Origin of the sequence: Mesoplasma florum L1 (assembly GCF_000008305.1) — a bacterium.
Lineage (GTDB): Bacteria > Bacillota_I > Bacilli_A > Mycoplasmatales > Mycoplasmataceae > Mesoplasma > Mesoplasma florum.
In genome coordinates this window covers 460795-476248 of sequence record NC_006055.1, presented here as the reverse complement: position 1 = coordinate 476248, position 15454 = coordinate 460795, and the positions used below count along the sequence as shown (strand labels likewise).

Sequence of the window (15454 nt, the reverse complement as noted above, 5' to 3'; positions counted from 1 at the left end):
TAGAGGTGTAAGAATATGTATATTTCAATAGAAAGAAATAATCGTGGAGCATTAGAGATTGAAGTTAATGCTTTAAATAAGTTAATTCAAAATACAATCTTAATGCGTTCAAACTCAGATTTGAATAATGTAGACAATATTGAAGTATTAACAGACTTATACCACGATAACTTGCTTTACGTTTTAATTAAAATTGATTTAAAAAACAAAAAACAAATGTTAGAAGAAAATCAAATTAATAAAATTGTTGAAGAAATAATTGTAAAAACATTAAGCATAAAGCCTAAAAATATAGCTGTTGCTTATAAGAGATAGAATAAACGAGGAATAGAAAATGAAATTCACAGAATTAAAAATTATTGAACAAGGTCAAGGTAAATGAACTGTTACTATTGATGGAACAGAATGAACAGAAACTTTAAAAAAAGCAAAAAACAGAGTTCTTGCTAACTTAGAAGTTCCTGGATTTAGAAAAGGAAAAATTCCTGCTGCTCAAGCTGAAAAATATGTAACTCCTTCAAAAATTTATAATGAAGCTTATAGAATGATGGTTTCACCTGCTTTTGACTTTGCAAGAGCTCAAGAAGTTAAAGTTGAACCAATGAACTCACCAGAACCAATTCCAGCAAAAGTAAGTGAAAAAGAATTAGTTATTGAATTCTTATTTGACTTAAAACCTGAAATTAAATTAGGTGATTACAAAAACATTAAAACAGTTAAAAAAGAAACTGTTGAAGTTACAAAAGAAGAAATTGAAGCAGTTATTGATCAATACTGTGAACAATTCATTATGGAAAAACCAAAAGCTGCTGATGCAAAAATTGAAAAAGGTGATATTGTTACTTTTGACTTTAAAGGATTTATGAATGGAGAAGCTTTCAAAGGTGGAGAAGCTAAAGGGCATAAATTAGTTATAGGTTCAAACCAATTCATTCCTGGATTTGAAGATTCAATGATCGGTTTAGGACTTGGAGAAGCTAAAATTGATGTAACTTTCCCAGAAGGTTATACTCCAGAATTAGCAAACAAACCTGCAACTTTTGAATTAAACATTATTGAAGTTAAAGCAAGAGAATTACCTAAAAAAGATGACGAACTTGTTAAAGATTTAAATTTACCTAATGTTGAAACTTTTGCTCAATTTGAAGCAAAAGTAAAAGAAGACATTACAAAACAAAAATTACAAAATGTTAAAAATCAATTCGTTAATGATTTAATTAATGAAATAATTAAAAATTCAACAATCGAATTGCCTAAAACAGCAATTGAAAACCAAACAGCAGATTTAAGAAAAGAATTTGAAGCTCAATTAAAACAACAAGGATTAGATATTAAAAAATATAAAAAAGTTACTGGTTTATCAGATGAAGCTATTAAAGCTGAATTAACAGCTGATGCTAAAAATAAATTAGAAACTTACTTAGTTACATCTGAAATTAGAAGTAAAGAAAAATTTGAAGTTACTGAAGAAGCAATCAATGCTAAATTCGAAAACTTAGCAGCGCAATTTGGAATTCCTGCTGATCAAATTAAAACTATGGTAAATCCTGAAATGTTAAAATCAGAAATTGTTAACGATTTATTAGTTGATTTCTTATATTCAAATAACGGATAATTATAAAATAAAACAAACCTGATAAAGGTTTTTTTATTTTTAGCACTCTACTATTGTAATTGCTAAACAATATGATAATATATATTTAACCACATAGGAGGTTAACAAAATGAGTAAAAAAATAAAACTACCTATTTTCCAAATAAGAGGTTCATTTATTGTTCCTGGAATTAAAGAGAATTTAGAAGTTGGAAGAAAAAACACATTAGCGAGCGTTAATTATGCGATTAAAAATTCAAATAATCAAATGATCGCAATACCACAGATTGATGCATCTGTTGAAAAACCTGAATTTTCAGATTTACATGAATTTGGAATTTTAATTGATTTTGAAGTAATCAAAGAATGAAAAGATAATTCATTAACTATTAGCACAAACCCTATTCAAAGATGTAAAGTAATTAGCTTTTTTGAAAATGAAGATCAAGTGCCATATGCGGAAGTTGAATTAATTGAATCAATTAATGATTTTAGTGATGAAGAGTTAAAAGAATTAATTGAAAAAATCTCTGATGCTATCAAAACTAAAGCTAGTTTAGTAACAAAACAAATTAAACAGTTAATATCAGGTGAATCTGATGATTTAAGCTTAGCTTTTGATTCAATTATGTTTAAACTGGCTCCATCAAAAATATTGACAAATCCAGAATACATAACATCTCCATCATTAAAAACAAGATGATCAATTATTGAAAAAATAATTTTTGCTGAAGATGGAATCATAACAAGAAATGCAGAATCAATTGATGCAGCAAGACAAAAGAATGAAATTGAACAAGAACTAAACCATAAATTAAAAGAAAAAATGGATAAACAACAAAAAGAATATTATCTAAGAGAAAAAATGAGAATTATCAAAGATGAATTAGAAGATGAAGATGATTCTGATGACAGTTCATTAGAAAAATATAAAGAACGTTTAGCTAAAGAACCTTTCCCTGAAGAAGTCAAAAGAAAAATTATGGCTTCTATCAAAAGAGTTGAAGCACTTCAATCAGGAACTCCTGAATGAAATACTGAGAAAAATTACATTGATTGAATGATGAGTATTCCTTGATGAGAAGAAACTGAAGACTTAACTGATTTAAAATATGCTAAAAAAATTTTAGACAAACATCATTATGGTATGAAAAAAGTTAAAGAAAGAATTATTGAGTACTTAGCTGTTAAAACTAAAACAAAATCACTAAAAGCACCAATTATTACATTAGTTGGTCCCCCAGGTGTAGGTAAAACAAGTTTAGCAAAATCAATTGCAGAAGCAGTTGGAAAAAACTTTGTTAAAGTAAGTTTAGGTGGAGTTAAAGATGAATCAGAAATTCGTGGACATAGAAAAACTTATGTTGGTTCAATGCCAGGAAGAATTATTCAAACAATGAAAAGAGCAAAAGTAAAAAACCCATTATTCTTGCTTGATGAAATTGATAAAATGGCATCTGATCACAGAGGTGATCCAGCAAGTGCAATGTTAGAGGTTCTTGACCCAGAACAAAACAAAGAGTTTTCAGATCATTATATTGAAGAACCATATGATCTAAGCCAAGTTATGTTTATAGCAACTGCTAACTATCCTGAAGATATTCCTGAAGCCTTATATGACCGTATGGAAATCATAAATTTATCTAGCTATACTGAAATTGAAAAAGTTAAGATAGCACAAGATTATTTAGTTCCAAAAGCAATAGAACAACATGAATTAACTTCAGAAGAAATATCATTTACTGAAGGTGCAATTAATGAAATTATTAAATATTACACTAGAGAAGCTGGTGTGCGTCAATTAGAAAGACATATTAATTCTATTATTAGAAAGTATATTGTTAAAAATCTAAATGGTGAAATGGATAAAATTGTTATTGATGAAAAACAAGTAAATGATTTATTAGGTAAAAGAATTTTTGATCACACTGAAAAACAAGAAGAATCTCAAATTGGTGTGGTTACAGGTTTAGCATATACACAATTTGGTGGAGATATTTTACCAATTGAAGTAAGTTTATACCCTGGTAAAGGAAATTTAATTCTTACAGGTAAACTTGGTGAAGTTATGAAAGAATCTGCAACAATTGCGTTAACTTATGTTAAATCAAACTTTGAAAAATTTGGAGTAGATAAAAAAGTATTTGAAGAAAATGATATTCATGTTCACGTTCCTGAAGGAGCTGTTCCAAAAGATGGACCAAGTGCTGGTATCACAATTACAACTGCTTTAATTTCTGCACTTTCAGATAAACCAGTTTCAAAAGAAATTGGAATGACTGGTGAAATCACACTAAGAGGAAATGTATTGCCAATTGGTGGATTAAGAGAAAAATCAATTTCTGCTTCAAGAAGTGGATTGAAAACAATCATTATTCCAAAGAAAAATGAAAGAGACTTAGACGAAATTCCAGATGAAGTAAAAGCAAAACTAAAAATTATACCTGCTGAAAAATATGAAGAGGTATTTGCAATAGTTTTTAAAACAAAATAAGAGTAAAATAATAACTAGTAAAAACTAGTTATTTTTTATTAAGGAGGAATTATGAATACACCATTAGCATATTTATTAAGACCAAAGACAACATCTGAAATTATAGGTCAAGAGAATCTATTAAAAGAAGATGGTTTAATTAAAAAAATGATAAGTAATAATTTTTGTAGATCATTAATCTTTTATGGGCCAAGTGGGGTTGGTAAAACTTCATTTGCTATAGCATTAGCTAATGATCTTAATATTGAATATGATTTGTTTAATGCAAGTTATGATAAAAAAGAAAATCTAACTAAAATTATTGATAAAGCTATAAATAAAGAAAGATTTATTTTAATAATTGATGAAATACATAGATTAAATCGTGACAAGCAAGATATATTATTGAACTTTATGGAGAGTGGGAACGTATATTTATTTGCAACAACTACAGAGAATCCATTTTTTACAATTAACCCCGCTATTAGAAGTAGGGCCACAATATTAGAATTAAAAAGAGTAAGTCATGATGAATCTTTTGCTTTTGTAAACAAATTAATTAAAGATAAAAAAGTAGATATTAATATTAAACCTGAATCACTTAAATACTTATGTGAATTAAATAGTGGAGATATTAGAAGTCTTTTAAATAATATTGAACTGTTTCATAATTTATATAAAGGTGAAGAAATTACAATTGATTTAATTTCTTCAATTATTTCTCAAGGAAAAAATCCAAGTGGAGCTACTGGAGATGATTTTCATGATTTAAAATCAGCATTGCAAAAATCAGTTAGAGGTAGTGATGTTGATGCTAGCTTACATTATTTTAGTAGATTATTATCTATTGGAGATTATGAAACTTTAATGCGAAGAATGGTTATTATGGCATATGAAGATATAGGGCTAGCAAACCCAAGTTTACCACCAAGAGTTATGCAAGCGTGTGATGCATTTAGACAAATTGGAATGCCTGAAGGAATTATTCCATTAGGTTTAGTTATTATAGAAATGGCTTTAAGTCAAAAATCAAACTCTGCTTTAATGGCAAGTGGCAAAGCTTTTGAAGATGTTAAAAATGGAATGGCATATGAAGTGCCATCTCATTTAAAAGACAATCATTATAAATCAGCTGTTAAATTAAATAGAGGTGTTAACTATTTATACCCACATGTTGAAGAAAAAGGTTGAGTTGCTCAACAATATTTACCTAATGAGATAAAAAATATTAAATATTTCAAACCTAAAACAAACTCTGCGTATGAAAGAAAACTTTGATCTTTATATGAGGAGATGAAAAAATAATACTAAAAGAGGAGTTATTATAGTGAAAAAGATACTTATTGTATTAACTAATACAAACCAATATGGTAATTACAAGGAAAAAACTGGATTGTGGCTTGGTGAAGCAACCGAATTTATCAATTTTTTAAAAAACACTGATATTAAATTTGAATTTACTTTCATCAGCCCTAAGGGAGGAAAAGTTCCTGTAGATCCAAGAAGCTTAAAATTTGCAAGTGAGGAAGATATTAAACTTTATAAAGATAAATGATTTGTTGATAAAGCGTTAACTAATTCATTAAAACCAAGTGATATAAAAGACGAGGAATATGATTGTATATATTTCACAGGTGGTCACGGAGTAATGTGAGATTTTACAAATAACAAAGAAATTCACGACATAGCTTTAAAAATTTATGAAAAAAATAAAATAGTATCTTCAGTATGTCATGGAATCGCAGGTTTACTTTATTTAAAGGATAAGAATAATAAATTTATTATTGAAAGTAGAAATATTACAGGATTTACAACGACAGAAGAAATTTTAAGTGGTAAATATAGGAAGGTACCTTTTCTTAATAAAAAAATAGCAATTAAAAATAATGCTAATTTTAAAAGCAAAAGATTTTATAAGCCATACGCGTTAAAGGATGGAAATTTAATTACAGGACAAAACCCCTTTTCTGTAATTAAAGTAGCTAAATTGGTTTATGAAAATATTTAATTAAATACAAAGAATAACAAATTTTTAAATTCTTTTTTAAGAGTTTTTAAATTTTTTTTATTTTTTGGAAAAAATTTTTTAAATTTGTTGCAACTTGATAAAAACTTATGCTATTATTAAAAAGTCCCTGATTGGGAAATGATCTTTGAAAACTAAATAGAACAACAATTGTACAATCCTGTAACAATTTCAAATTGAGTACAGAATAATATACAAAAAAATATAATAGTCAGAATCAAAACAATAATTTAAAATGAGAGTTTGATCCTGGCTCAGGATAAACGCTGGCGGCATGCCTAATACATGCAAGTCGAACGGAGGTGCTTGCACCTCAGTGGCGAACGGGTGAGTAACACGTATCTAATCTACCTTCTAGCGGGGGATAACTTTTGGAAACGAAAGGTAATACCGCATGTGGATGTTATTATCGCATGAGAAAACATTCAAAGATCCGTTTGGATCACTAGAAGATGAGGATGCGGCGTATTAGCTAGTAGGCGGGGTAAAGGCCCACCTAGGCGATGATACGTAGCCGAACTGAGAGGTTGATCGGCCACATTGGGACTGAGATACGGCCCAGACTCCTACGGGAGGCAGCAGTAGGGAATTTTTCACAATGGACGAAAGTCTGATGAAGCAATGCCGCGTGAGTGATGACGGCCTTCGGGTTGTAAAGCTCTGTTGTAAGGGAAGAAAACATAGGAGAGGAAATGCTCTTATCTTGACGGTACCTTACCAGAAAGCCACGGCTAACTATGTGCCAGCAGCCGCGGTAATACATAGGTGGCAAGCGTTATCCGGATTTATTGGGCGTATAGGGTGCGTAGGCGGTTTCGCAAGTTTGAGGTTAAAGCCCGGAGCTCAACTCCGGTTCGCCTTGAAAACTGCGGGACTAGAATATCAGAGAGGTAAGCGGAATTCCATGTGTAGCGGTAAAATGCGTAGATATATGGAAGAACACCAGTGGCGAAAGCGGCTTACTGGCTGATTATTGACGCTGAGGCACGAAAGCGTGGGGAGCAAATAGGATTAGATACCCTAGTAGTCCACGCCGTAAACGTTGAGTACTAAGTATTGGGGATTACCTCAGTGCTGCAGCTAACGCATTAAGTACTCCGCCTGAGTAGTATGCTCGCAAGAGTGAAACTCAAAGGAATTGACGGGGACCCGCACAAGTGGTGGAGCATGTGGTTTAATTCGAAGCAACACGAAGAACCTTACCAGGGCTTGACATACAGTGCAAAGCTACAGAGATGTAGTGGAGGTTAACATTGATACAGGTGGTGCATGGTTGTCGTCAGTTCGTGCCGTGAGGTGTTGGGTTAAGTCCCGCAACGAACGCAACCCTTGTCGTTAGTTACTAACATTAAGTTGAGGACTCTAACGAGACTGCTAGTGTAAGCTAGAGGAAGGTGGGGATGACGTCAAATCATCATGCCCCTTATGTCCTGGGCTACACACGTGCTACAATGGCCGATACAAAGAGTCGCAATCTCGCGAGGGGGAGCTAATCTCAAAAAGTCGGTCTCAGTTCGGATTGAAGTCTGCAACTCGACTTCATGAAGCCGGAATCACTAGTAATCGCGAATCAGCTATGTCGCGGTGAATACGTTCTCGGGTCTTGTACACACCGCCCGTCAAACCACGAGAGTTGGTAATACCAGAAGTACGTTTCCTAACCGTAAGGAAGGCGCGTCCCAAGGTAGGACTAGCGATTGGGGTTAAGTCGTAACAAGGTATCCGTACGGGAACGTGCGGATGGATCACCTCCTTTCTATGGAGATAAAAACAAAACAGATTGACTATTATATGTTCTATTTAGTTTTCAGGGATTATTTAAATATAATCTCTGAAAGAGAATTGTTCTTTGAAAACTGAATATTAGATGAAAAGCATTGTAAAAGATTAAAATAAATCAACAATTTTTAACAAATAAAAATAATTTTACTGAATCAATTATCAATTGCTTTAAGATTTTTTCTAAAAAATAGTAAGGGCACATGGTGAATGCCTTGGAAAATGGAGCCGAAGAAGGACGTGATTACCTGCGAAAAGCATCGGGGAGCTGGAAGTGAGCTTTGATCCGGTGATATCCGAATGGGGAAACCCAATACGATTAATCTCGTATTATCCATAAGTGAATACATAGCTTATGAGAAGGGAACCTTGGGAACTGAAACATCTTAGTACCAAGAGGAAAAGAAAATAAATAATGATTCTGTTAGTAGCGGCGAGCGAAAGCGGAAGAGGCCAAACCAGTCTACGGGCTGGGGTTGTAGGACATCTTTTTAGAGTTACAAAATCAACATATAGTAGAAGTTACTGGGAAGTAACGGCATAGAGGGTGATACCCCCGTATACGAAATGTGTTGATCTCTTAGATGGATCCTGAGTACGGCGAAACACGTGAAATTTTGTCGGAATCCGCCGAGACCACTCGGCAAGCCTAAATACTCCCATTTTACCGATAGTGAACCAGTACCGTGAGGGAAAGGTGAAAAGTACCCCGAGAGGGGAGTGAAATAGTTCCTGAAACCATGTGCTTACAAGAAGATAGAGCCCGTTAATGGGTGATATCGTGCTTTTTGTAGAAAGAGCCGGCGAGTTAATGTATCGTGCGAGGTTAAGCAGAATATGCGGAGCCGTAGTGAAAGCGAGCCTTAATAGGGCGTTTAGTACGTTGCATTAGACACGAAACCGGGTGATCTAGCCATGAGCAGGTTGAAGTTTGGGTAAAACCAAATGGAGGACCGAACCGACGTTCGTTGAAATGACCGCGGATGACTTGTGGCTAGCGGTGAAATTCCAATCGAACCCGGAGATAGCTAGTTCTCCCCGAAATATATTTAAGTATAGCGTCGAGGTTTACCACAATGGAGGTAGAGCACTGAATCTATGATGGCCCCACCTAGGGGTACTGAATAGAATTAAACTCCGAATGCCATTGTCGGATACTCGGCAGTCAGAACATGGGTGATAAGGTCCATGCTCGAGAGGGAAACAGCCCAGATCGTCAGCTAAGGTCCCTAAATTTAGGTTAAGTGTGTAAGGATGTGGAATTGCACAGACAGCTAGGATGTTGGCTTAGAAGCAGCCACCATTTAAAGAGTGCGTAACAGCTCACTAGTCGAGTGATTCTGCGCCGAAAATGTACCGGGGCTAAACCTAATACCGAAGCTACGGATTGTATTTTTAAATACAGTGATAGGGGAGCGTTCTAATTGTGATGAAGTCAGACTGTGAGGACTGGTGGAACGATTAGAAGTGATTATGCCGGCATGAGTAACGATTGAATGTGAGAATCATTCATACCGTTTGACCAAGGTTTCCTGGGCAAGGTTCGTCCACCCAGGGTTAGTCAGGACCTAAGGCGAGGCCGAAAGGCGTAGTCGATGGACAACAGGTTGATATTCCTGTACCTGCTAGTTAGTGATGGAGTGACGGAGAAAGGTAGTGTATCCCAGGTGATGGATGTCCTGGGTTAAGCACAAAGGCGGCAACATAGGCAAATCCGTGTTGTATTAAACGCTGAAGTGTTATGAGGAGTGAACGGTTCGCCTAGTAACGAAGTACATGACCCTACGCTTCCAAGAAAAGCTTCTAACTTAATAACTAGTAGCCTGTACCTATAACGAACACACGTGGTCAAGGAGAAAATCCTAAGGTAAGCGAGATAACTGTAGCTAAGGAACTCTGCAAAATAACTCCGTAACTTCGGAAGAAGGAGTGCTCAACGCAAGTTGAGCCGCAGTGAAGAGGGAGGGGCAACTGTTTAGCAAAAACACAGCTCTCTGCTAAGTCGCAAGACGAAGTATAGGGGGTGACGCCTGCCCAGTGCCGGAAGGTTAAGAGGAGAAGTCAGCGCAAGCGAAGCTTCGAATTGAAGCCCCGGTGAACGGCGGCCGTAACTATAACGGTCCTAAGGTAGCGAAATTCCTTGTCAGGTAAGTTCTGACCCGCACGAAAGGCGTAATGATCCCTTCGCTGTCTCGGCTGCAGACTCGGTGAAATTTTAGTACCGGTGAAGATGCCGGTTACCCGCAACTAGACGGAAAGACCCCGTGGAGCTTTACTATAACTTGATATTGAAATTTGGTATAACGTGTAGAGGATAGGTGGGAGACTTTGAAGCTGGACCGCTAGGGCCAGTGGAGTCAACCTTGGAATACCACCCTCGTTATATTGGATTTCTAACTTCGACCCGTTATCCGGGTTAAGGACAGTGTCTGGTGGGTAGTTTGACTGGGGCGGTCGCCTCCTAAAATGTAACGGAGGCGCTCAAAGTTACACTCAGCATGGTTGGAAATCATGCATAGAGCGCAAAAGTATAAGTGTGATTGACTGTGAGACTTACAAGTCGAACAGGTACGAAAGTAGGATTTAGTGATCCGGCGGTCCCGTGTGGAAGGGCCGTCGCTCAACGGATAAAAGTTACCCCGGGGATAACAGGCTGATCTCCCCCAAGAGTTCACATCGACGGGGAGGTTTGGCACCTCGATGTCGGCTCATCGCATCCTGGAGCTGTAGTCGGTTCCAAGGGTTGGGCTGTTCGCCCATTAAAGCGGTACGCGAGCTGGGTTCAGAACGTCGTGAGACAGTTTGGTCCCTATCTGTTGTGGGCGTAGGAAAATTGAAGAGAGCTGTTCCTAGTACGAGAGGACCGGAATGGACACACCTCTGGTGCTCCTGTTGTCACGCCAGTGGCACAGCAGGGTAGCTATGTGTGGAACGGATAATCGCTGAAGGCATCTAAGCGAGAAGCCTCCTTTAAGATGAATTTTCCCATTTCTTTAGAATGTAAGATCCCTTATAGACTATGAGGTTGATAGGATGGATGTGTAAGTGTCGCGAGGCATTAAGCTAACCATTACTAATAGATCGAGAGAATTTTAGAAAAAAGAAGCAATTGAGTATGTAATCATCTAATATCCAGTTTTCAGAGAACAATTTAAAAAAAGATCTGGTGGTCATAGCGTAGAGGTCACACCTGTTCCCATACCGAACACAGAAGTTAAGCTCTACAGCGTCGACGATATTGCATTGTGAGAAAATAGAACGCTGCCAGTTTATGAAAGAATCCGTAAGGATTCTTTTTTTTAGTTATAAATGTTAAAATATATTTAAAATAAGAAGGGTTTTTTGGTGATTTTAATGAATAAAATAATGAAAAGTTATCTAAAAACTTTTTTTAAAAACTGATTATCAACTTTATTCATGATAATTTTTATTGTTACATTAGCTGCATCAGTCATTGGGATGTTAGCAACACCTTTACAAATATATTCAAAAATGAATTCAGCACAACAACAAAATGTAGCTTATAATTCAAATTTTTCTTCTGCTAGTGAAGATATGCTTTACAGTGAGGAATTTATAACTAAGTATGCAAAAGATTATTTAGATCCTAAATTTATAGAATTTTTAAATGCAAAATTATGAACTGATTCAACAAATAAAAAAGATAAAGATTATTATTTAAATTGAAATAATTTTAATTCTGAGGAAAAAGAAAGAATAACATTACAAGTCAATTCATCTTTAAGAAGATATAGATTATCAGCTAATTCTACAGCATTTGAATTATCATACAAAGATTCAGCAAACTTTGATTCAAAATTTGAATTACCTACACCTCAAGAAGTTTTTAAATATCATGTTCAAAAATCATTAGAGTTAGGTTTATATGATTTAGAAAATTTTTTACAAAACGATGATGAAACTAATATTTATTCTTCAGTTGCAAGTATAGGATTTTCAACATTATATAGAATATTAAATTTTGCTTATGTGAATGGTATTATTCAAGATATAAATTCAATTTCATCAATAACTAATCTTGACGATATAAAAAATTTAATTGCTAACTGAAATCCTAAAACAATTAAAATTTCAAGTTATACAGTTTTTAATTCTGAGTATTCAAAAATTTTAGCAAATGAAAAATATCAACATGATGATAGAATACTACTTTTTAATGAAATTTTAAATAAAAATAATGATGAATCTAATTACGAAATAAACATTAATAAAAATTTTGTATTTCAAAAAAGTGAAGCAGGAGTTTTAACTAGTTCTCAAACTTTTGAAATAAGAACTGATTCAACTAATGAATTTAATAATATTATTTTTGATAAAGGTAATAAAAAATCAAGAAAAACTGAAAGTTGAAATTTAAACAAACAACCTGAAATTATTATTTCATCAGCTTTTGCAAGTGCAAATAATATTAAAATAGGTGATGAAATAAAAATGCCTATAGCTAATTCAAATAATTTAATATTTAATGCAATACTATCAAACAAAATAGTTCAAAGCATATTACCAACAGAAAGTTTTTTTGCAAATCAATCAACAACTGTTAAAATTGTTGGAATAGGGCAAACTTTTGATGACTTTGTTCCTGGTAATAACTTTTCAGCATTTTCACAAAGCATGGAAACTTATGGTTTTATTTATTTAAATCAAAAATTCATTAATAAATTTAGAGATTACTCTTGAAACCTATTAAGTAACGAAGCTTCATATAATTTAGAATTAAAGATAAAAAATGTAAACTCAACAAATGAAATACCTTTTGAACTATTTAAAACAAATGATGATGTTAAAATACTATCAAATTTAGAAAATAATTTTATTCCTTGAAGCGAAACAAAAGTTGCTAAAGCGTTAGAAAATCTACAAATTAGAATAATTATAAATGTTGTTTTAGGAACTATAATTTTAGTGCTAGCTTTCTTATTCATTAATTTTCAACTTAAAAAAGAAATGAATGAAACAAGAAAACAGTTAGGAATATTTAAATCATTTGGTTATAAAACTAGTGAGTTAAGTTGAATATTTTCAATAAAAACCGGTATTTTATTTTTTATTAGTTTAATCTTTGGATTTATAATTTCTATTCCTATACAGACTTTCGCTGCAAAGGCATTTGAAAATACTGTTTCAATTAGCTTTAGCACTATTTACTTAAGCCCATTATTCTTGTTTTCTCTATTTATTCTTATACCATTACTTTTTATTCTAATAAGTTACATAACAACTATCTTATATATAAAAGAGCCTGTTTTATCATTAATGTCTAATAGTAGAAAAACAAAAGCTAATATAAAACAAGGAATATTATTTAAAAAAATATTTGCAGGAGAAAAGTTTTTCAATTGAAGATTGAGAAGAGCTTTTGTTAGAACTTCAAAAGGAAAGTTTTATACTGTTCAAACATTATTTGCATGTGCATCATTTACTTATATATTATTATTTGGTGCTCAAAGTTTAATGACAAAAATGTTAAATCAATCGTTTGCAGTTTATAACGAAAAAACAGATCATTACTATAATTGATGAAATTCTAATCCAACATTAGATATTACTGAAGGACAAAATAAATTTAATTACAAATATGAATGAAATAGAACATCTCCTGATTATAATGATTATTCTGAATATAAAAATACAAATGAATATTTGAACAAAACATCTTCAGAAGAATATAGATTTAGAATAGATGCAGTAATTCAAATGACTAATAACTATTTTATGACATTAAATTCAACTGATAAAGCTAATTTCTTATTACCAAGAAGTGAAATGTATTTTATTTTAAACAATATGTTGAACATTAAAACAAATGATTTAATCTTAGAAGAAAGTAGTAATAATAGTTTTATAAAAACAATTATGTCATATAATTTAAATTCTCAAAATTCTGCTTTTATAAAAGGTGTTGAGGAAATTAAATTAACTGGAACAACTTCTCAAATATTAGATTTAAATGAAAAAACAAACGAAAGTAATTCTTTATCAATTGCATCTATGCAATCTGATATTGTAAAACATATTTTCAGTAAGGATTTATCTTATATTTTTGCAGTAAAAATAGCTCAAATTGATTTAACAATTTCTGCATTACAAGAAATTATAGGTAAGTCTAATCAAATAATTGAGATAAACGATCTAGTTGGAGCAACAACAACAAATGAATATATTGATAATGCGTATCAAAAATTATATACAAACAAGTTAATTAATAAAGTTAATATCTATGACACAAAACAAAGAAACTTATTAGACAATTGATTATTAAGTCAAATTGATGAGATATTTTCTAATGATTTAAAACAGTATATACCGCTTTTAGTTAGAGCTAATTTTACAAATATGAATTCGGTTGCAACAAATGTATTTCAAACAACACAATTAACAGATTTTGATAATTATGATGAAAATGATTACATGTTAAATATTAATAATGTTATGTATGATAAAGAAAATGAAGTCTTATTTGACTGAATTGGTTTATCACAAAGCGGCCAATATAATGATGTTGATGTTTATGCAAGATTAGTAAATACTCAGTCTAATCAATATGGAAATTTTGAAAATATGTTTAATTTTGAAGATGTATCAACTTCTGAAATTGAAAGATTTAAAAATTCAGCTCAAGAGAATGTAAATTCAAATATTGTTAATGCAATAATTCCATATAGTATGGCTAGAAATCAAAATATAAAGATTAACGACATTATAGAATTTAAAACTAAAACATTAGATCCCCAAACAGTTCAACTTAGAGTTGTAGGAATTAATAAAGCAGAAACTATAAAATTAGGCACAGATAATATTTGAATTAATTCAGAAGATTTTAAAACTAAATTTTATGATGAAAGCCTTCCAGTGAGATTTTCAAGTTTATATTCAAAAAATGAAATGATTTCAGTTAATACAAAAACTAGTGATTTTATGGAATTATTTTATTCAATTAAAATTATTGAAAAAAATTCATCAATTTTAATTAATGAAGATACACCAATAATGTTAGATATTTTAAGACCAGTTTTCAAATATACTAATTCTTTGAGTCCAAATGTAACTACAAACTTAAAATCTGTTGTTAATCCATATTTCTTAAACTTTTCTTCAAGAACATCAACAGTTTCTTTTATCATAAATAATTTAGTTATAAATAAAGCAACTGAAATAGTTGATAGAGTTATGTTAATATTTGTATTATTAACAACTGTTCTTCTTGCAATAATTCTAGTTGTAATTATTGGTATCATAGTTGAAGAAGCTAAAATAGTTATATTAACTCTACAAGCTTTAGGTTATAAAGATAAAGAAATAAATTGAGTTGTAATGGGTAGTTATGCTATTGGGGCTTTAATATCTTTTATAGCTGCATATATTGCGTCTGTTATATTCTGAAAAATATTATTAACATGAATAGCAAACAAGTTTAGTGTTTATATTTTTATGACAGTTGATTTAAAAACTATTTTAATAACTTTATCAGTTATGTCAGTAGTTTTACTATTTGGTTGGTATGCATCAAATAAACAAGTAAAAAGAAACCCTTTAACTCAAATAACAAGTTTAGCGTAGG

6 protein-coding genes and 3 rRNA genes are annotated in these 15454 nt (G+C 32.1%); all 9 read left to right on the top strand.

Going from position 1 to position 15454, the window contains the following annotated elements; all coding sequences use genetic code 4:
* Positions 1 to 15 precede the first annotated feature (15 nt).
* Entirely contained in the window at positions 16 to 315 is a 300-nt protein-coding gene (locus tag MFL_RS02160) for an MMB_0454 family protein (RefSeq protein ID WP_011183305.1), read from the top strand.
* 19 nt (positions 316 to 334) lie between these two features.
* The gene (gene tig / locus MFL_RS02155; RefSeq protein WP_011183304.1) at positions 335 to 1615 is read left to right on the top strand and encodes a trigger factor; all 1281 of its coding nucleotides are present in this window, start codon (positions 335 to 337) and stop codon (positions 1613 to 1615) included.
* 109 nt (positions 1616 to 1724) lie between these two features.
* Positions 1725 to 4088 (top strand): endopeptidase La, encoded by a 2364-nt coding sequence (gene lon / locus MFL_RS02150; protein WP_011183303.1) that lies wholly within the window; start codon positions 1725 to 1727, stop codon positions 4086 to 4088.
* A 51-nt stretch (positions 4089 to 4139) separates the two neighbouring features.
* The gene (locus MFL_RS02145) at positions 4140 to 5372 is read left to right on the top strand and encodes a replication-associated recombination protein A (protein WP_011183302.1); all 1233 of its coding nucleotides are present in this window, start codon (positions 4140 to 4142) and stop codon (positions 5370 to 5372) included.
* A gap of 22 nt (positions 5373 to 5394) precedes the next feature.
* Positions 5395 to 6075: a type 1 glutamine amidotransferase domain-containing protein gene (locus tag MFL_RS02140; RefSeq protein ID WP_011183301.1), complete on the top strand. Its 681-nt coding sequence runs from the start codon at positions 5395 to 5397 to the stop codon at positions 6073 to 6075.
* Positions 6076 to 6324: 249 nt separating this feature from the next.
* Positions 6325 to 7849 (top strand): 16S ribosomal RNA (locus MFL_RS02135).
* 206 nt (positions 7850 to 8055) lie between these two features.
* Positions 8056 to 10970 (top strand): 23S ribosomal RNA (locus tag MFL_RS02130).
* Positions 10971 to 11034: 64 nt separating this feature from the next.
* Positions 11035 to 11142 (top strand): 5S ribosomal RNA (gene rrf / locus MFL_RS02125).
* The 16S, 23S and 5S rRNA genes sit together here, the layout of an rRNA operon.
* An 84-nt stretch (positions 11143 to 11226) precedes the next feature.
* Positions 11227 to 15453: an ABC transporter permease gene (locus MFL_RS02120; RefSeq protein ID WP_011183300.1), complete on the top strand. Its 4227-nt coding sequence runs from the start codon at positions 11227 to 11229 to the stop codon at positions 15451 to 15453.
* The last annotated feature ends 1 nt before the right edge of the window (position 15454 follow it).